This window comes from Pseudomonas sp. ACN5 (assembly GCF_002303975.1).
Lineage (GTDB): Bacteria > Pseudomonadota > Gammaproteobacteria > Pseudomonadales > Pseudomonadaceae > Aquipseudomonas > Aquipseudomonas laurylsulfatiphila.
Genome location: NZ_MRCP01000006.1, coordinates 232,556 through 252,115, shown reverse-complemented (window position 1 = coordinate 252,115; position 19,560 = coordinate 232,556). Strand labels below are relative to the sequence as shown.

General features: G+C 61.3%; 15 protein-coding genes. 9 read left to right on the top strand and 6 right to left on the bottom strand.

Annotation, left to right across the window (positions count from 1 at the left end):
* The 9 genes from murD (at position 1) to lpxC (ending at position 10,494) form a co-directional block, all read left to right on the top strand.
* Positions 1-1,347 carry a UDP-N-acetylmuramoyl-L-alanine--D-glutamate ligase gene (gene murD / locus BSF40_RS13810; RefSeq protein ID WP_095965533.1) on the top strand — a complete coding sequence of 449 codons (1,347 nt, stop codon included), beginning with the start codon at positions 1-3 and terminating at the stop codon, positions 1,345-1,347.
* Positions 1,344-2,561 carry a putative lipid II flippase FtsW gene (ftsW, locus tag BSF40_RS13805; protein WP_095965532.1) on the top strand — a complete coding sequence of 406 codons (1,218 nt, stop codon included), beginning with the start codon at positions 1,344-1,346 and terminating at the stop codon, positions 2,559-2,561. The genes murD and ftsW overlap by 4 nt, the downstream gene beginning before the upstream one ends.
* Positions 2,551-3,621, top strand: a complete 1,071-nt coding sequence (murG, locus tag BSF40_RS13800) for an undecaprenyldiphospho-muramoylpentapeptide beta-N-acetylglucosaminyltransferase (protein WP_095965531.1) — start codon at positions 2,551-2,553, stop codon at positions 3,619-3,621. Before ftsW ends, murG begins: the two co-directional genes overlap by 11 nt.
* Positions 3,614-5,074, top strand: coding sequence for a UDP-N-acetylmuramate--L-alanine ligase (gene murC / locus BSF40_RS13795; protein WP_007989894.1), 1,461 nt, complete (start codon positions 3,614-3,616; stop codon positions 5,072-5,074). The genes murG and murC overlap by 8 nt, the downstream gene beginning before the upstream one ends.
* Positions 5,071-6,054 (top strand): D-alanine--D-alanine ligase, encoded by a 984-nt coding sequence (locus tag BSF40_RS13790; protein ID WP_095965530.1) that lies wholly within the window; start codon positions 5,071-5,073, stop codon positions 6,052-6,054. Before murC ends, BSF40_RS13790 begins: the two co-directional genes overlap by 4 nt.
* A 4-nt stretch (positions 6,055-6,058) precedes the next feature.
* Positions 6,059-6,928: a cell division protein FtsQ/DivIB gene (locus BSF40_RS13785; RefSeq protein WP_095965529.1), complete on the top strand. Its 870-nt coding sequence runs from the start codon at positions 6,059-6,061 to the stop codon at positions 6,926-6,928.
* Positions 6,929-6,943: 15 nt separating this feature from the next.
* A complete protein-coding gene (gene ftsA / locus BSF40_RS13780) occupies positions 6,944-8,203 on the top strand; it encodes a cell division protein FtsA (RefSeq protein WP_007972611.1) in 1,260 nt (419 codons plus the stop codon).
* A 73-nt stretch (positions 8,204-8,276) separates the two neighbouring features.
* A complete protein-coding gene (gene ftsZ / locus BSF40_RS13775) occupies positions 8,277-9,470 on the top strand; it encodes a cell division protein FtsZ (protein ID WP_007972612.1) in 1,194 nt (397 codons plus the stop codon).
* Positions 9,471-9,582: 112 nt separating this feature from the next.
* On the top strand, positions 9,583-10,494 hold the full coding sequence (lpxC, locus tag BSF40_RS13770; protein ID WP_007939852.1) for a UDP-3-O-acyl-N-acetylglucosamine deacetylase: 912 nt from the start codon (positions 9,583-9,585) through the stop codon (positions 10,492-10,494).
* 183 nt (positions 10,495-10,677) lie between these two features.
* On the opposite strand, the gene BSF40_RS13765 is transcribed toward lpxC, so the two are convergent.
* The 6 genes from BSF40_RS13765 to BSF40_RS13740 all read right to left on the bottom strand — a co-directional run bounded on the left by BSF40_RS13765 (position 10,678) and on the right by BSF40_RS13740 (position 19,232).
* Positions 10,678-12,180: a sensor domain-containing diguanylate cyclase gene (locus BSF40_RS13765; protein ID WP_095965528.1), complete on the bottom strand. Its 1,503-nt coding sequence runs from the start codon at positions 12,178-12,180 to the stop codon at positions 10,678-10,680.
* 247 nt (positions 12,181-12,427) lie between these two features.
* Positions 12,428-12,652 (bottom strand): hypothetical protein, encoded by a 225-nt coding sequence (locus BSF40_RS13760; RefSeq protein WP_095965606.1) that lies wholly within the window; start codon positions 12,650-12,652, stop codon positions 12,428-12,430.
* A gap of 280 nt (positions 12,653-12,932) precedes the next feature.
* On the bottom strand, positions 12,933-14,297 hold the full coding sequence (locus BSF40_RS13755) for a heavy metal sensor histidine kinase (protein WP_095965527.1): 1,365 nt from the start codon (positions 14,295-14,297) through the stop codon (positions 12,933-12,935).
* Entirely contained in the window at positions 14,287-14,964 is a 678-nt protein-coding gene (locus BSF40_RS13750) for a heavy metal response regulator transcription factor (protein WP_095965526.1), read from the bottom strand. Before BSF40_RS13750 ends, BSF40_RS13755 begins: the two co-directional genes overlap by 11 nt.
* 9 nt (positions 14,965-14,973) lie before the next feature.
* The gene (locus tag BSF40_RS13745) at positions 14,974-18,075 is read right to left on the bottom strand and encodes a multidrug efflux RND transporter permease subunit (RefSeq protein ID WP_095965525.1); all 3,102 of its coding nucleotides are present in this window, start codon (positions 18,073-18,075) and stop codon (positions 14,974-14,976) included.
* Entirely contained in the window at positions 18,072-19,232 is a 1,161-nt protein-coding gene (locus tag BSF40_RS13740) for an efflux RND transporter periplasmic adaptor subunit (RefSeq protein WP_095965524.1), read from the bottom strand. Before BSF40_RS13740 ends, BSF40_RS13745 begins: the two co-directional genes overlap by 4 nt.
* Positions 19,233-19,560 lie beyond the last annotated feature (328 nt).

The following is a 19,560-nucleotide window of genomic DNA, read 5'->3' as shown; positions in this document are numbered from 1 at the left end:
GTGTCTCTGATCGCTTCTGACCACTTCCGCATCGTTGTCGGCCTCGGCAAGAGCGGCATGTCCCTGGTTCGCTTCCTGGCGAACCGGGGCGTGGCGTTTGCTGTGGCCGATACGCGGGAAAATCCACCGGAACTGGCCACGCTCAAGTGTGACTATCCGCACGTGGAAGTGCGTTGTGGCGAGCTGGACGTCGAATTCCTGTGCCGCGCCGACGAGCTCTACGTGAGCCCCGGCCTGGCGCTGGCGACCCCGGCCCTGCAGGCCGCCGCCGCCCGTGGCGTGAAATTGTCCGGTGACATCGAGCTGTTCGCGCGTAACGCGAAGGCGCCGATCGTGGCCATCAGCGGTTCCAACGCGAAAAGCACCGTCACCACCCTGGTCGGCGAAATGGCAGCGGCGGCGGGCAAGCGCGTTGCCGTCGGTGGCAACCTCGGTACACCGGCCCTGGATCTGCTGCGCGACGACGTCGAGCTGTACGTGATGGAGTTGTCGAGTTTCCAGCTGGAGACCACCGATCAACTCAACGCCGAAGTGGCGACCGTGCTCAATGTCAGCGAAGACCACATGGACCGTTACAGCGGTCTGCCGGCCTATCACCTGGCCAAGCACCGGATCTTCCGTGGTGCCAGACAGTTTGTGGTCAATCGCCAGGATGCCCTGAGCCGTCCGTTGATGGGTGAGGGCCAACCGTGCTGGACCTTCGGTCTGAGCAAACCGGACTTCAAAGCCTTCGGCATCCGTGAAGAAGACGGCGAGAAATACCTGGCCTTCGAATTCCAGAACCTGATGCCGGTGCGTGAGTTGAAGATTCGTGGCGCCCACAACCAGTCCAACGCCTTGGCGGCCCTGGCCTTGGGCCATGCGGTCGGCCTGCCGTTCGATGCCATGCTGTCGAGCCTGCGCACCTTCGCCGGTCTCGAGCATCGCTGCCAATGGGTCCGCGACCTTGATGGCGTGGGTTACTACAACGACTCCAAGGCCACCAACGTCGGTGCCGCGTTGGCCGCCATCGAAGGCCTGGGCGCGGACATCGACGGCAAGGTCGTGCTGATCGCCGGTGGTGATGGCAAGGGTGCCGAGTTCAAGGACCTGCGCGATCCGGTAGCGGCCAACTGCCGCGCCGTGGTGTTGATGGGCCGCGACTCGGACAAGATCGGCGACGCCATTGGCGACGCCGTTCCGCTGATCCGCGTCGCTTCCCTGGTCGAAGCCGTCGAACAATGCCGCGCCGCCGCCCAGCCGGGCGACGTGGTGCTGCTGTCACCAGCCTGCGCCAGCTTCGACATGTTCAAGAACTACGAAGACCGTGGTCACCAGTTCGTCCAAGCCGTGGAGGATCTGGCATGAGCCTCAAAGGCATCATCAAGCCGTATCCATCGCCGCTCATCACCGGGCGCGGTATCGACCTCGACTTCCCGATGCTCGCCGGTTGCCTGACGCTGCTCGGCCTGGGACTGATCATGATTGCCTCGGCATCGACCGAAGTGGCGGCCGTGCAGTCGGGCAGCGCGCTGTATTACATGATCCGCCACCTTATTTACGTGGTGCTGGGCCTGGGTGCCTGCATCGTCACCATGATGATCCCGATCGCCACCTGGCAGCGCCTGGGCTGGCTGATGTTGCTGGGTGCTTTCGGCTTGCTGATCATGGTGATCATTCCGGGGATCGGCCGCGAGGTTAACGGCTCGATGCGCTGGATCGGCTTCAGTTTCTTCAACGTCCAGCCTTCCGAGATCGCCAAGGTGTTCGTGGTGATCTACCTCGCCGGTTATCTGGTGCGTCGCCAGAAAGAAGTGCGTGAAAGCTGGATGGGCTTCTTCAAGCCGTTCATCGTGCTGTTGCCGATGGCGGGTCTGCTGCTGATGGAGCCGGACTTCGGTGCCACCGTCGTGATGATGGGGGCGGCGGCGGCAATGCTGTTCCTTGGCGGCGTCGGGCTGTTCCGTTTCTCCCTGATGGTGGTGCTGGCCGTCGGCGCGGTGGTGCTGTTGATTCAAATGCAGCCGTATCGGATGGCGCGCCTGACCAACTTCGCCGACCCGTGGGCCGACCAGTTCGGTGCCGGTTATCAGTTGTCCCAGGCATTGATCGCTTTCGGTCGCGGCGAATGGCTGGGCGTTGGCCTGGGCAACAGCGTGCAGAAACAGTTCTACCTGCCTGAGGCCCACACTGACTTCGTGTTCTCGGTCCTGGCCGAAGAGCTGGGCGCGGTGGGTTCGTTGTGCACCGTGGCACTGTTTGTCTTCGTGTGTATTCGTGGCATGTACATCGGACTGTGGGCCGAGAAGGCCAAGCAGTTCTTCGCCGCCTATGTTGCCTACGGCCTGTCGTTCCTGTGGATCGGCCAGTTCCTGATCAACATCGGCGTGAACGTCGGCCTGTTGCCGACCAAGGGGCTGACCCTGCCGTTCCTCAGTTACGGCGGCAGTTCGTTGGTGATCTGCTGTGCCTGTCTCGGCTTGTTGCTGCGCATCGAGTGGGAAAGTCGAACCCACCTGGGCAGCGAGGAGATGGAGTTCCATGAGAGCGACTTCGCCGAGGAGCCGCACCATGGGCGCTAACGTGATGATCATGGCTGGCGGCACCGGGGGCCACGTGTTCCCGGCGCTGGCCTGTGCCCGCGAATTCCAGGCGCGCGGTTATACCGTGCACTGGCTCGGCACCCCGCGTGGCATCGAGAACGATCTGGTGCCGGCAGCCGGCATCGAACTGCACCGGATCAACGCCAGCGGTCTGCGGGGCAAGGGCAAATTGTCCCTGCTCAAGGCACCGTTCATGTTGTTCAAGTCGGTCTGGCAGGCACGGACGATCATTCGCCGTCTGCAACCGGTCTGCGTCGTGGGCTTTGGTGGCTTTGTGACCGGCCCTGGCGGTGTCGCAGCCAAACTGGCCGGTGTGCCGGTGATCGTTCATGAACAGAACGCCGTGGCCGGTACCGCCAATCGGTTGCTGGTGCCGTTGGCCGCCCGAGTCTGTGAAGCGTTCCCCGACACCTTTACCCTGTCGGACAGCCGCCGGACCACCGGTAACCCGGTGCGCACCGAGCTGTTCCTCGAGACATCGCGACCTGCCCTGGCCGGTCGCAAGGCGCGTTTGCTGATCCTGGGCGGAAGCCTTGGCGCAGAGCCGTTGAACAAGTTGCTGCCTGAAGCCCTGTCGCAAGTCGCTGCCGATTTGCGTCCGGAAGTGTTCCATCAGGCCGGCAAAAACCACGATGAAGTGACTGCAGAGCGCTATCGCGCGGCTGGCGTCGAGGCGCAGGTGCAGCCCTTCATCAAAGACATGGCCCAAGCCTACAGCTGGGCCGACCTGGTGGTCTGTCGCGCAGGTGCGCTGACCATCAGTGAACTGGCCGCCGCCGGTCTGCCCTCGATGCTGGTGCCTTTGCCCCATGCCATCGACGATCACCAGACCCGCAACGCCGAATATTTGGCCCGTGAAGGCGCAGCCTTCCTGATGCCACAAAGAACGACTGGTGCAGCGGATCTTGCCGCTCGCCTGACAGAGGTCCTGATGCAACCACAACGACTCAACGAAATGGCTACCGCGGCACGCCGCCTGGCCAAACCCGATGCCACCCGTAACGTCGTCGATAGCTGCCTGGAGGTGGCCCATGGTTGAGAGTCAGAAAGCCATGCCTCAACCGGAAATGCGCCGCATCCGTCGCATCCACTTCGTCGGTATCGGCGGTGTGGGCATGTGCGGGATCGCCGAAGTGCTGCTGAACCTGGGTTATGCCGTGTCCGGCTCCGACCTGAAGGCGTCCCCGGTCACCGAGCGCCTGGAATCCTTCGGGGCGCAGATCTTCATCGGCCACCGCGCCGAGAACGCCGCCGCCGCTGACGTACTGGTGGTGTCGAGCGCCGTGAACACGTCCAACCCGGAAGTCGCTACTGCGCTGGAACGCCGCATTCCGGTGGTACCGCGTGCAGAGATGCTGGCTGAGCTGATGCGTTATCGCCACGGTATCGCCGTTGCCGGTACCCACGGCAAAACCACCACCACCAGCCTGATCGCCTCGGTGTTCGCCGCCGGTGGCCTGGACCCGACGTTCGTCATCGGTGGCCGCCTGAATGCCGCGGGCACCAATGCCCAGCTTGGCACCAGCCGCTACCTGATTGCCGAAGCCGACGAAAGCGACGCCAGCTTCCTGCACTTGCAGCCGCTGGTGGCCGTGGTCACCAACATCGACGCCGACCACATGGCGACCTACGACGGTGACTTCAACAAGCTGAAGAAAACCTTCGTCGAGTTCCTGCACAACCTGCCGTTCTACGGTCTGGCAGTGGTGTGCCTGGACGATCCGGTGGTGCGTGAAATCCTCCCGCAGGTCAAGCGTCCGACCGTCACCTACGGCTTCGGCGAAGACTGCGACGTGCGCGCCATCAACGTGCGCCAGCAAGGCATGCAGACCTTCTTCACCGTGCTGCGCCCTGACCGCGAGCCGCTGGACGTGTCGGTGAACATGCCGGGCAACCACAACGTCTTGAACGCACTGGCAACCATCTGCATCGCCACCGACGAAGGCGTCAGCGATGAAGCCATCGTCCAGGGCCTGTCCGGCTTCCAGGGTGTCGGCCGACGCTTCCAGGTCTACGGCGAACTGCCGGTGGACGGCGGCAACGTGATGCTGGTCGATGACTACGGCCACCACCCGACCGAAGTCGCGGCTGTGATCAAGGCCGTGCGCGGTGGTTGGCCGGAGCGCCGCCTGGTGATGGTCTACCAGCCGCACCGCTACAGTCGCACCCGTGACCTGTATGACGATTTCGTCAATGTACTGGCCGACGCCAACGTGCTGCTGCTGATGGAGGTCTATCCGGCCGGCGAAGAGCCGATTCCGGGAGCCGACAGCCGCAAACTGTGCAACAGCATCCGTCAGCGTGGTCAGCTCGACCCGATCTACATCGAGCGTGGTGTCGACCTCGCGCCTGTGGTCAAGCCGCTGCTGCGTGCCGGCGACATCCTGCTGTGCCAGGGCGCCGGTGATATCGGCGGTCTCGCACCAAAACTATTGAAAAGTGAGTTGTTCGCCGGTGCCGTTGCCGCACCGGAGAAGGGGAAGTTGAAATGACTGCTGCCTACGCCAACCTGGTCTCCACGATCGCGCCGAAAGACTTCGGCCGCGTCGCCGTGCTGTTCGGCGGCAAGAGTGCCGAGCGCGAGGTGTCCCTGAAGTCGGGCAACGCGGTTCTCGACGCGCTGCTAAGTGCCGGTGTCGACGCGTTCGGCCTCGACGTGGGCGATGACCTGCTGCAGCGTCTGCAGAGCGAAAAGATCGACCGCGCCTTCATCATCCTCCACGGTCGTGGCGGTGAAGACGGCAGCATGCAGGGCCTGCTCGAATGCCTGGGCATTCCGTACACCGGCAGCGGCATCCTGGCGTCGGCCCTGGCGATGGACAAACTGCGCACCAAGCAGGTCTGGCACAGCCTGGGCATTCCGACGCCACGTCACGCAGTACTTTGCAGCGAGGCCGATTGTATTTCGGCAGCGACGGAACTGGGCTTCCCTTTGATCGTCAAACCGGCCCATGAAGGTTCAAGTATCGGTATGGCCAAAGTGAGTTCCGCGTCCGAATTGATCGACGCATGGAAAGCGGCCAGTACCTACGATTCGCAAGTGTTGGTCGAGCAATGGATTCACGGTCCGGAGTTCACCATCGCCACCCTGCGTGACCAGGTGTTGCCTCCGATTGCCCTGGGCACGACGCACAGCTTCTACGACTACGACGCCAAGTACATCGCCAACGATACCCAGTACCGCATTCCATGCGGTCTGGACAGCGCCAAGGAACAGGAACTCATGGAACTCACGGCGAAAGCCTGTGAAGCGCTGGGTATCGCCGGTTGGGGCAGGGCAGACGTGATGCAAGACGCCGAAGGGCAGTTCTGGTTCCTGGAAGTCAACACCGCACCGGGCATGACCGATCACAGCCTGGTGCCGATGGCGGCCCGTGCCGCCGGTCTGGATTTCCAGCAACTGGTCCTGGCGATTCTGGCCGAGAGCGTTGCCGGCAATGCTGCCGGTCACCAAGAGTCGACGAGAGGTTAAGGCCATGCAAGGCGCCCAGCTCAGACATCAGCCTACCGCACCGACCGGCCGCAAGCCGGTACCGCGGGGTGCCAGCCGAATGGTGGCCAAAGAGCCGATGTCCGCGCGCCTGCCGAAAGCCAACTTCGGTTTTCTCAAAGCGTTGTTCTGGCCGGTACTGCTGGTGGCGTTGGGGTTCGGTACTTACGAAGGCGCGACACGCTTGTTGCCGTATGCCGACCGGCCGATCACCAAAATCAACGTGCAGGGCGACCTGAGTTACATCAGCCAGCAAGCGGTGCAGCAGCGGATCGCCCCGTACGTGGCGTCGAGTTTCTTCACCATCGACCTGGCGAGCATGCGTACCGAGCTTGAAACGATGCCATGGATTGCCCACGCCGAAGTGCGCAGGGTGTGGCCGGATCAAGTGGTGATCCGCCTGGAAGAACAACTGCCGGTGGCCCGTTGGGGTGACGAATCGCTGTTGAACAACCAGGGCCAGGCCTTCACCCCGCGCGAGCTGGCGAACTACGAACATTTGCCCCAGCTGTTCGGCCCGCAGCGGGCCCAGCAGCAGGTGATGCAGCAGTACCAGGTGTTGAGTCAGATGCTCCGGCCTCTGGGCTTCTCGATTGCACGCCTGGAATTGCGTGAACGCGGCAGCTGGTTCCTGACCACCGGACCCGGCAGTGCCGGCCCGGGGATCGAACTGCTGCTCGGACGCGGCAACCAGGTGGAAAAGATGCGCCGCTTCATCGCCATCTATGACAAGACGCTCAAAGAACAGATTACGAACATTGCGCGCATCGATCTGCGCTACGCCAACGGCCTCGCCGTTGGCTGGCGGGAACCTGTAGCGCCCACGGCAGCCCAACCCGCTGTCGCGAAGAATTAAGAAGAGGCAGGACCCATGGCAAACGTGCAAAGCGGCAAAATGATCGTCGGTCTCGATATCGGCACCTCCAAGGTGGTGGCGCTGGTAGGCGAGGTCGCGGACGACGGCACGCTGGAAATCGTCGGGATCGGTACCCATCCATCCCGTGGCCTGAAAAAAGGCGTGGTGGTGAATATCGAATCCACCGTGCAATCGATCCAGCGCGCCATCGAAGAAGCGCAGTTGATGGCCGGTTGCCGCATTCACTCGGCATTCGTCGGCGTGGCCGGCAATCACATCCGCAGCCTGAACTCCCACGGCATCGTGGCGATTCGTGATCGCGAAGTCAGCTCGGCCGACCTCGAGCGCGTGCTCGACGCTGCCCAGGCCGTGGCGATCCCGGCTGACCAGCGCGTGCTGCACACCTTGCCGCAAGACTACGTGATCGATAACCAGGAAGGCGTCCGCGAGCCGCTGGGCATGTCCGGCGTGCGTCTGGAAGCCAAGGTCCACGTGGTCACCTGCGCCGTCAATGCCGCGCAGAACATTGAAAAATGCGTGCGTCGCTGCGGCCTGGAAATCGACGACATCATTCTCGAGCAGCTGGCTTCCGCCTACTCGGTGCTGACCGATGACGAGAAAGAGCTGGGCGTGTGCCTGGTGGACATCGGTGGCGGTACCACCGACATCGCGATCTTCACCGAAGGTGCGATCCGTCACACCGCGGTCATCCCGATTGCCGGTGACCAGGTGACCAACGACATCGCCATGGCGTTGCGCACTCCGACCCAGTACGCCGAAGAAATCAAGATTCGCTACGCCTGCGCCCTGGCCAAACTGGCCGGTGCCGGTGAAACCATCAAGGTGCCAAGTGTTGGCGACCGTCCGCCCCGCGAACTGTCCCGCCAGGCCCTGGCCGAAGTGGTCGAGCCGCGCTACGACGAACTGTTCACGCTGATCCAGGCCGAACTGCGCCGCAGCGGCTACGAAGACCTGATCCCGGCCGGCATCGTGCTGACCGGCGGTACCGCGAAGATGGAAGGCGCTACCGAGCTGGCCGAGGAAATCTTCCACATGCCAGTGCGCCTGGGTGTACCGCATGGTGTGAAAGGTCTGGATGACGTGGTCCGCAACCCGATCTATTCCACCGGCGTCGGCCTGTTGATGTACGGCCTGCAGAAGCAGTCCGACGGCATCTCGTTCTCGGGCATCGGCAGCCGCGACAGCTACAGCAACGAAGAGCCACAGGCTCCGCTGCTGGACCGCCTGAAGAAGTGGGTCCAGGGCAATTTCTGAAGATTTACCGCAACACCGTTACACCGAAGCACGCAGTAGGCGAAAAAACTAGAGAATGTAAAGGAGAGGGAAAATGTTCGAACTCGTAGACAACATCCCCGCAAGCCCGGTAATCAAAGTTATCGGTGTCGGCGGTGGCGGCGGCAACGCTGTCAACCACATGGTCAAGAGCAACATCGAAGGCGTCGAGTTCATCTGCGCCAACACCGATGCTCAAGCGCTGAAAAACATCGGCGCGCGTACCATCCTGCAACTGGGCACCGGCGTGACCAAGGGCCTGGGCGCTGGCGCCAACCCTGAAGTCGGCCGTCAAGCCGCTCTGGAAGACCGTGAGCGCATTGCCGAAGTCCTGCAGGGCACCAACATGGTGTTCATCACCACTGGCATGGGCGGCGGTACCGGTACCGGTGCTGCGCCGATCATCGCCGAAGTGGCCAAGGAAATGGGCATCCTCACCGTTGCGGTGGTGACCCGTCCGTTCCCGTTCGAAGGCCGCAAGCGTATGCAGATCGCCGACGAAGGCATCCGCATGCTCTCCGAAAGCGTCGACTCGTTGATCACCATTCCCAACGAGAAGCTGCTGACCATCCTCGGTAAAGACGCCAGCCTGCTGTCGGCTTTCGCCAAGGCTGACGATGTACTGGCCGGAGCCGTTCGCGGTATCTCCGACATCATCAAGCGTCCGGGCATGATCAACGTCGACTTCGCCGACGTGCGTACCGTGATGAGCGAAATGGGCATGGCGATGATGGGCACTGGCTGCGCCAGCGGTCCGAACCGTGCACGAGAGGCCACCGAAGCGGCCATTCGCAACCCGCTGCTGGAAGACGTGAACCTGCAAGGCGCTCGCGGCATCCTGGTAAACATCACCGCCGGTCCGGATCTGTCCCTGGGTGAATACTCCGACGTGGGCAGCATCATCGAGGCATTCGCTTCGGAACACGCGATGGTCAAGGTTGGTACCGTTATCGATCCGGACATGCGCGACGAGCTGCACGTGACTGTCGTTGCAACCGGTCTGGGCGCTAAAATCGAGAAGCCTGTGAAGGTCATCGACAATACCGTTCACACTTCGATGGCTGCACAGCCACAACAACAGGCCCCTGTTCGTCAGGAAGCTCCAGCGGTGAACTACCGTGACCTGGACCGTCCGACCGTCATGCGCAACCAGGCCCAGGCCGGTGCTGCGACTGCCGCGAAGATGAATCCGCAAGATGACCTGGACTACCTGGACATCCCGGCTTTCCTGCGTCGTCAGGCCGATTGATGAAATGTATCAGGGCTATGAAGGTGATTGGTGTTCAGCAAAGGCGTGGTCTGCTATCATCGCCAGCCTTTGTTGATACCAGTTCGCAATTTGCGCTGAAGCGGCCCATGCCATGATTAAACAACGCACCCTGAAGAATATTATCCGTGCCACAGGTGTCGGCCTGCACTCCGGGGAGAAGGTCTATCTGACCCTCAAGCCAGCGCCTGTCGACACTGGCATTGTGTTTTGTCGCGCCGACCTCGATCCCGTGGTGCAGATTCCTGCCCGCGCGGAAAACGTTGGTGAAACCACTATGTCGACCACGCTCGTTAACGGTGACGTCAAAGTGGACACGGTAGAGCACTTGCTCTCGGCCATGGCAGGCCTGGGCATCGATAACGCCTACGTCGAGCTCTCCGCGTCCGAAGTCCCGATCATGGATGGTAGCGCCGGACCTTTCGTATTCCTGATTCAATCGGCTGGCCTGGAAGAACAGGACGCCGCCAAGAAGTTCATCCGCATCCTGCGTGAAGTGACAGTGGAAGATGGCGACAAGCGCGCTACTTTCGTCCCTTTCGAAGGGTTCAAAGTGAGCTTCGAGATCGATTTCGATCACCCGGTTTTCCGTGACCGCACCCAAAGTGCAAGCGTGGATTTTTCCAGCACTTCGTTCGTAAAAGAAGTCAGCCGCGCCCGTACCTTTGGTTTCATGAGTGACATCGAGTACCTGCGCAAGCACAACCTCGCACTCGGCGGCAGTGTTGAAAACGCTATTGTGGTCGACGCCGATGGCGTACTGAACGAAGACGGCCTTCGCTATGAAGACGAATTCGTGAAGCACAAGATTCTCGATGCAATTGGTGACCTCTACCTGCTGGGCAATAGCCTGATTGGTGAGTTCAAGGGCTTCAAGTCCGGCCACGCACTGAACAACCAGCTGCTGCGCAAGTTGATTGAGCAGACAGATGCCTGGGAAGTCGTGACGTTCGAAGACGCCAGCACTGCACCGATCTCTTACATGCGCCCGGTTGCGGCCGTGTAAGCAAAAAACCTCTCTAGTTTTTAAAGGCTACCTTCGGGTGGCCTTTTTTTATGCCCTGATTTTGATGGTGGCAGTGAAGGCCCCTTCGTCGGAACGCCGCCCGGAGCAAGCCCGCACAGTTGACCGCGTTCCCCTGTGGGAGCGGGCTTGCTCGCGAAGAGGCCAGTCGGTTCAGCATAAAATTCAGCTGGCATACACCACCCGGTTACGCCCCCTCTCCTTGGCCTGATACAGCGCCTTGTCCGCATTGAATAGCAACTGTTCCAGGGTGATATCGATGGTCGCTGTCCAGGTGGCAATACCGATACTCACGCTCATCGGTCGCTCACCGGCGTCGACCAGTGGCAGTTTTTGTACAGCCTCACGAATATGTTCGGCAATCTGCCGTGCACCGTCACCGCTTGTTTCGGCCAGGATCACCGAAAACTCTTCGCCCCCGTAGCGCGCCACCAGATCTGTGGGGCGGTGGACATTGGCACTGATGACCTCGGCCAATGCCCGTAACGCTTCGTCGCCGGCCTGATGCCCGTGCCGGTCATTGAAGGCCTTGAAGTGATCGGCATCGATCATCAGCAACGACAACGGCTTGCCACTGCGCTGCGCGCGAAACCATTCATGGCGCAGAGTCTGATCAAGGGATCGGCGGTTGGCCACGCCGGTCAAGGCATCGGTGGCCGCCAGTTGCGACAATTCCTGCTCGGCACTCTGGCGCAGGCGCAGTTCGCGGCAGAGCAGCCAGGTCAACCACAGCAAACCTATGCACAAAACCCCGGTAGCACCGCTGATCACATAGGCCGTACGGTTCCAGGTGGCGAACACCTCATCCACAGAAAGGGCCACGATGACAGTCAGTGGCAGGTTGCCGACCCGGGTAAAGGTGTACAAGCGCCGTTGATGGTCGACACTCGACACACTCTCAAAGGTGCCATTGCGCTCCTGCAGCATGCGTACGACGTTGGGGCGGCTGGAGAAGCTTTTGCCGATGGAGTGCGGTTCCCGGTACGGCTTCTGCGCCAGGAGGATCCCGTCATTGTTGATGATGCCCAGCGTACTGCCGGTGCCGATGTCGAGGCTGTTGAACAACTGATCGAAGTAGCTCATGCGCATCGAGGCTACCGCGACTCCCAGAAACTCACCCGTGGGCGAGGAAATGCGCCGGCTGAAACTGATGCGCCATTGGTCGTTGTCATCGCAGTCGCAGCGCGGCTTGAACGGTCGGCTGATAAACATGCCGGTATCACGATTGAAGACATGGGCCAGGAAATAATCGCGGTCAGCGAAGTTACCCGGTTTCGGTTCGATCAACGATGAGTCGGCCAGCACGTCGCCGTGCTTGTCCAGCAGCAGGATGTCGCCCTTGTAGCGCGCGGTGGTGGAGCGGTCGAACAGCGCCAGATGACGAATCTGCGGCGAAACCTGTTTCAGGTCGTCCCGTTGGGCAGCGGCGATCAGGCCCTGCAAGGTCAGGTCATAGAGCTCGACCGTACGCAGGACATCGGCATCGATCAGTTGCGCAATGGTGGTCGCGCTGCGTGTGGCGATCTGCTGGGCGTAGGCGTGTTCGCGGATCAGCAGAAAAGTGACGATGCACAGGATCGAGATGACCGTCAGGGTGCTGCCGAAGATCACCATGATCTCGGGTCGCCCGGACGGGCCTTGAAAATGTGGGGTGCGGCTTGCGGTCATAGGGCTGACGTCTGCTAAAGGGACGTTGTAAGCGTAGTTGCATTAACGTAGCAGCCGGGTGAATCGTGCCTGTTGCTCTAACGACTGATCAATGGCGTGGGCATCAGCGCTTGTCGTTGCGAAAATTGCAATGAAAGTTGAATCGCCATTGTAAAAAAAGCCGCTGAAAACAGCGGCTTTGCAGACAACTTTTCAAAGGGAAGAGCCGATGAACAGTGTCGTGGGAAGCGGGAGTGAACGGTGCGGATCAGCTGTCCTTCTCGACCTGTGGCCGGGCCTGAGTGGTCGAGGCTTGCGGGGCTTGGGCGTCTTGCGCAGCCTTGGCCGTCATCTCGATCTGATGCTCTTCGAGCGCTGCAGCGCGTGCGGCGTTATGTGCGACGAAAGTCTGCGATTCTTCCGCCATCGCCAGTGGCGACAGGAACAAAGAGGACAAAACGAAAGCGCTGGCAATACCCATACGGTTGTACATCTTTAAAACCTTCTTGCTTGGCAAGTGCTGTTTGGTGCGGGCAAAGATAAGGATCTTGAGCGAGGGGAAAAAGAGCGGATTCATGAAAGGACTGTTGCGACTTGAGCAACAGTTGGTGGTGTCGAGCTCTTTTGTGGCGAGGGAGCTTGCTCCCGCTCGGCTGCGCAGCAGTCGCAGGTCCGAGGAACATGGACTGTCTGAAAGAACGCGCGCTCAGGTTTTTAGGGCTGCTTCGCAGCCCAGCGCGAGCAAGCTCGCTCGCCACAGTAGTTTGTGTTTTTCAGACAGGAAGATGAATCCCGAACGTATTCATCCCATGGTCACTGCGCACGAACACATCGCCGCCATGCATCAATGCAATCGCCTTGACGATGGCCAGCCCAAGGCCATGATTGTGGCCGCTGTTGCTGCGCGAGGCATCGACCCGGTAGAAGCGTTCGAACAGCCGTGGCAGGTGTTCGCGGGCAATCGGTGAGCCGGGGTTGGCGACGCCGATGCTGACCTGATGTTCGGCGGCTTCAATGTGCACTTCAATCACCTGGCCGGGCGCAGTGTGCTGCACCGCGTTGTTCAGCAGATTGATCAACGCCCGGCGCAGATGGGCGATCTCGATGCTCACTTGCGCGTCACCACTGACCTCTACCTGGACCTGAGCGTCCTCGAGAATGAAGTCCAGGTATTCCAGGGTCGTGGCCACCTCATCGGCCAGTGACGTGGACGTCAGTTTGGTTGCCTTGCTGCCCTGATCGGCACTGGCCAGGAACAGCATGTCGTTGATGATCGAACGCAGTCGCTCAAGCTCTTCGAGATTCGATTGCAGCACTTCAAAGTAATGCTCGGCGGAGCGTCCGCGGGTCAATGCGACCTGGGTCTGGCCGATCAGGTTGGTCAGTGGCGAGCGCAGTTCGTGGGCGACGTCGGCATTGAACGATTCAAGGCGTGAGTAAGCCTGCTCGACCCGTTCCAGGGTCGAGTTGAACGAGCTGACGAACTGATCGAGTTCCGGCGGCAACGGTGACAATCGCAAGCGTCCTGAGCGCAACGGCGGAGCCAGGCGCCGGGCTTCCTGGGACAGTTTGATCAGCGGCTTGAGGCCGATCCGCGCCACCCAGTAACCCAGTGCCGAAGCCAGCAGCACCCCGACAATCGCCAGGCTGATCAGCGCAATCAACAGTTGATGCTGGGTATGGAAAAACGTCTCGGTGTCGATGGCGATCATGAAGCGCAGCGGTGGGCGCTGGTCCTTGGCCGGGAATTCGCTGACCAACACTTTCAGCGGATAGGGGTGATCCGGCAGATGCATGTCGCGCATGCCCAGTGGCCCTTGGGCAAAGGTGCGGACCTGCGGGGTCAGGTTGCCGTATTCGTAATGCGGATCGCCGCTGATGATCCAGAAGCTGATGCGCTTGTCTTCTTCGCTCAGCAGGTTGAGCTTGTTGTTGATCTTCACCCAATGCTCAGGCGTGCCGTAACGGCCGACCGTGGATTCGAGCACGCTGTAGCGCGCATCCAGCTCGGCTTCGGGCAACAGGCCCAGGCCTTTGTCGACCTGCTGGTACAAGGCCCAGCCGATCAACAGGAACACAAGCAGCGCCACTAGCGTGAACATCCCGCTCAGGCGCAAGGCGATACTGTTACTGGACACCACGGCTCTCCAGCACATAACCCATGCCGCGAATGGTGTGCAGCAATTTCTCTTCGAACGGCCCGTCGAGCTTGGCCCGCAGGCGTTTGATCGCGACTTCGACGACGTTGGCGTCGCTGTCGAAATTGATGTCCCAGACCATCTCGGCAATGGCGGTTTTCGAGAGAATTTCACCCTGGCGGCGCGCCAATACGCTGAGCAGCGAGAACTCCTTGGCGGTCAGGTCCAGTCGTGTGCCAGCGCGGGTCGCCTTGCGGCTGATCAAATCTATCCACAGGTCGGCAATGCTCACTTGCACCGCTTCATGACCGCCGCTGCGCCGGGTCAGTGCTTGCAGGCGTGCCACCAGCTCAAGGAAGGAAAACGGTTTGCCCAGGTAATCATCGGCGCCGTCACGCAGGCCCCTGATGCGATCTTCCACACGCTCGCGGGCGGTGAGCATGATCACCGGGGTCTGCTTGCGCGCACGCAAGGCGCGCAACACGCCGAAGCCGTCGAGGCCCGGCAACATCACGTCGAGGACGATCACCGCGTAGTCGCTCTCCAGCGCCAGATGCAGGCCTTCGACCCCATCCCGCGCCAGGTCCACGGTGTAACCCTGTTCCGTCAGGCCGCGGTGCAGATAGTCCGCGGTTTTTTCTTCGTCTTCGATAATCAGGACGCGCATGACCCCGCCTCAGTCTGTGGTCGCCAGCGTCGGTACTGGCAAAGGTTTGGGCCTATGAAATAACCGCTCCAGCCACAAGTATATGACCGGCGTGGTGAACAGCGTCAGCGCCTGGCTCACCAGCAAGCCGCCGACTACCGCGATCCCCAGGGGTTGGCGCAACTCGGCGCCGGTGCCGTAGCCGAGCATCAGCGGCAGGGCGCCAAGCAGCGCGGCGAGGGTGGTCATGATGATCGGCCGGAACCGCGTGATGCAGGCCTTGAAGATCGCTTCTTCAGGCGACAGTCCGCCATTGCGCTGCGCTTCGAGGGCGAAGTCGATCATCAGGATGCCGTTTTTCTTGACGATACCGATCAACAGCACCAGGCCGATCAAGGCCATGATCGAAAAGTCCTGGCCGCAGATCCACAGCATGATCACTGCGCCGAGGCCCGCAGAAGGCAAGGTCGAAATGATCGTCAGCGGATGCACGAAGCTCTCGTAGAGTACGCCGAGAATGATGTACACCGCCAACAGTGCCGCCAGGATCAGCCACGGCTGGCTGGCCAGCGAACTCTGGAACGCCTGGGCCGCGCCCTGGAAATTACCGCTGATGGCGGTTGGCATGCCGATGTCGGCCTTGGCCTGGTTGAGCATGATCACCGCATCGCCCAAGGCCACGCCGGGCGCCAGGTTGAACGACAGGTTGGCGGCCGGGAACATGCCGTCATGGGCGATGGACAGTGGGCCGATGGTGGGTGCATCGAACCTGGCCAGGGCCGACAGCGGTACCATTTCCCCGCTCAGGGGTGAGCGCAGGTAGAAATAGTTGAGGCTTTCGGCTTTGCCGCGTTGCTGTGTGTCCAGCTCCAGGATCACGTTGTACTGGTTGACTTGGGTCTGGAATTCATTGATCTGGCGCTGGCCGAAGGCATCGTACAGGGCTTCGTCGACGTCGCTGGCGCTCAGCCCGAAACGCGCCGCGGCGCTGCGGTCGATGCTGATGTGGGTGATGCTGCCGCCCAGTTGCAAATCGTTGGAAATATCGCGGAAGGCCGGGTTGGCGCGCAATTTTTCCGTCAGGCGCTGGGTCCAGGTGCTCAGGGTCGGGCCATCGTTGCTCTTGAGCACATATTGGTACTGGGCACGGCTCGGGCCTGAACTGAGGTTGATGTCCTGGCCGGCGCGCAGGTACAGGACGATGCCCGGTACTTTCATCAGTTGCGGACGAATCCGGTCGATGAACTGACTGGCCGAGACATCGCGGTCGCTGCGTTTTTTCAGGGTGATCCAGAAACGGCCGTTGGCGATGGTCTGGTTGCTGCCGGAGACACCGACCGAGTGCGAGAACGTTTCCACGGCCGGGTCGGCGGCGACGATTTCCGCCATGGCGAGGTGTTTTTTCACCATGTCGCCGTACGAAATGTCAGCAGCGGCTTCGGTGGTGCCGAGGACGAAGCCGGTGTCCTGGATCGGGAAGAAGCCTTTAGGAATGAAGATGTAACCGGCGACGGCCAGACCCAGCGACAAAGCGAACACGCCGATCATCGTTTTCTGATGGGCGAGGGCGTGGCGCAGGCCTTTTTCGTACCAGGCCAACAGACGCTCACCAAAGCCCGGTTTGTCGTGGGCATGATGCACCGGCGCGCGCATGAACAGCGCGGCCAGGGTTGGCGCCAGGGTCAGCGACACCACCACCGAAATCAAGATGGTCGAGGTGGCGGTCAGGGCGAACTCCTTGAACAGTCGCCCGACCACGCCCCCCATGAACAGCAGCGGAATGAACGCCGCCACCAGTGAAAAGCTGATCGACACCACGGTGAAACCAATCTCGCCCGCGCCCTTGATCGCCGCTTCGCGCATGCCGTCGCCGGCCTCCAGGTGCCGGTGAATGTTTTCCACCACCACGATCGCATCATCGACCACAAAGCCCACGGCCACCACGATCGCCACCAGCGTCAGGTTGTTCAGGCTGAAGCCCATGACGTACATCAGCGCAAAACTGGCGACCAGCGAAACCCCCAGCACCGCCGACACAATCAGGGTCGCCGACAACTGGCGCAGGAACAGCGCCATCACCGCCACCACCAGCATGATCGCGATCAGCAGGGTGATTTCCACTTCATGAAGGGAGGCGCGAATGGTCTGGGTGCGGTCGATCAGCACCTTGACCTGCACCGAGGCGGGGAGCATCGCTTCCAGCGCCGGCAAGGCGGCCTGGATGCGGTCCACGGTTTCGACGATGTTGGCGCCTGGTTGGCGGAAGATCACCAGGTTCACCCCCGGTTGTGAGCCCGCCCAGGCCTGGACGTAGGCATCTTCCGATCCGTTGACGACTTTGGCGACATCGCGCAGATGAACCGGCGCGCCGTCCTTGTAGGAAACAATCAGCTGGCTGTAGTCCTCCGGGTGGAACAACTGGTCGTTGGTGGACAGGGTCGAGATGCTCGACTCCCCGTACAGCGCACCCTTGGCCAGGTTGAGGCTGGTCTGCTGGATCGCCAGGCGGATGTCGGCAAGGGTCAGGCCGATGGCGGCGAGTTTGTCCGCCGAAACCTGGACGCGGATCGCCGGACGCTGCTGACCGGTGATGGCGACTTGGCCTACACCGTCGACCTGACTGAGCTGACGGGACAACAGGGTTTCCGTCAGGTCGCTGAGCTCCGGACCGGGCATCAGCGAGGAGTTGACGCTGAGGATCAGCACCGGGCTGTCGGCCGGGTTGACCTTGCGCCAGGTCGGCAGGTTCGGCATGTCCTTGGGCAGCTTGCCCGCGGCCGTATTGATCGCCGCCTGCACTTCCTGGGCGGCGGTGTCGATGCTCTTGTCGAGGGTGAATTGCAGGGTCAGGATGGTTGAGCCCAGTGCACTGCTCGAGGTCATCTGGGTCACGCCGGGAATGGCACTGAATTGCACCTCAAGGGGCGTGGCCACCGAGGACGCCATGGTTTCCGGGCTGGCGCCGGGCAATTGCGCGGCCACCTGGATGGTCGGGAATTCTGCCTCCGGCAACGGCGCTACCGGCAAGCGTGGAAAGGCGATGACGCCCAGCAGCACCAGGGCGAACGTCAGCAGGACCGTGGCCACCGGGTGGTCGATGCACCAGGCGGATATCGAACCGTGGCCCTTCATTGTGCCGCCTCCGATTGCACCACTTGCGGCGGCTCGGTCATCACCTGCACCGTCGACCCCGGTTTGAGCCGCGACTGACCATCGCTGACCAGTACATCACCCGGTTTCACGCCCTTGATGATGTCCTGGCCGCTGCCTTGATAGACCATTTGCACCTGAACGGCTTCGACCTTGTCGCCATTGACCCGGTACACGAAGTGCTGGTCGAGGCCGCGTTGTACGACCGTCGGCGGCACCACCAGCGCATCTTTATCCAGGGCTGTCTGAATCTTTACCGTCACCAGCAGACCCGGCCACAGCTTCTGCCCCGGATTGTCGAACTCGGCCTTGGCGCGAATGGTGCCAGTGTTGGCATTGATCTGGTTGTCGATCAGGGTCAGGTGACCTTCGCCGAGCAGGTTGCCGGTTTCGCCGTCGGTGTCAGCTCCGATGTAGGCCTTGACCCGGGCGTGCTGTGGGTCGTTGATCAGGCCCTGCAAGGTCGGCAGCATTTGTTGCGGCAGGGAGAACTCCACGGCGATCGGGTCGATCTGGGTCACGGTGAACAGGCCTTGGGTGTCGGTCATGCGCAGGAAGTTGCCTTCATCCACGGTGCGAATGCCGACGCGACCGGTCACTGGGGAGCGAATCTGTGTGTAGGAAAGTTGTACCTGGGCTGCGTCGATTGATGCCTGATTGCCTTGGGCGGTGGCTTTGAGTTGGTTCACCAGCGCCTGTTGCTGGTCGTAGGTCTGCTTGGAAACGCCGTCGTCAACGCTCAGCAGTTTGTAGCGTTTAAGGTTGACCAGCGCCACTTGCAGCTGCGCCTGGCTTTCGCCCAGCTGTGCCCGGGCCTGGTCGAGGCTGGCGCGGATCGAGCGGTCGTCGATGGTGGCCAGCAGGTCGTCTTTTTTCACCAGTTGGCCTTCCTTGACCATGATTTTGGTGAGGATGCCGTCGATTTGCGGGCGGACCACGACGCTGTGCAGGGACAGCACCGAACCGATGCCGCTGACGTAGCGTGGCACGTCTTTTTCGACGACGGCGACCACGCGCACCGGGATGGCGGTGGGGGTGGCGAGTTTGGTCTTGACCGGTTGGGTGGCGTACCACAGGCCCAGCGCTGCCAGGACGATCAGAAGGGCGACGAGCAGGGCGGGTTTTTTCTGGGTTCGCATGCGAGTGGGGCGCCGGGGCTGGGTTTTGGTCGAAGGGGAGTTTCCTTTATAAACCTGTTTGGCGGTCAGGAGGGTGACGGCTAACTGACGGCGCTGTCAGTTTTTGTGTCTTGGCGGCCTTTGGGCCGACCAGGCTTTGGGGTGATGGAGTACATATCCGTTTTTTGGGTAACGGCGGCTTATGGTTTCGCCCTTACGGCGACTCCCTTTTTTACAAGCGCCTAAAAAAGGAAGCAAAAAACGCTCGCCCCGAACGTACGGCCCCTCGCCTAGGCTCGGGGTTCCTTCGCTCCGGCATTCATCCGGGGGCATCGCCTCCGGTCGGCTT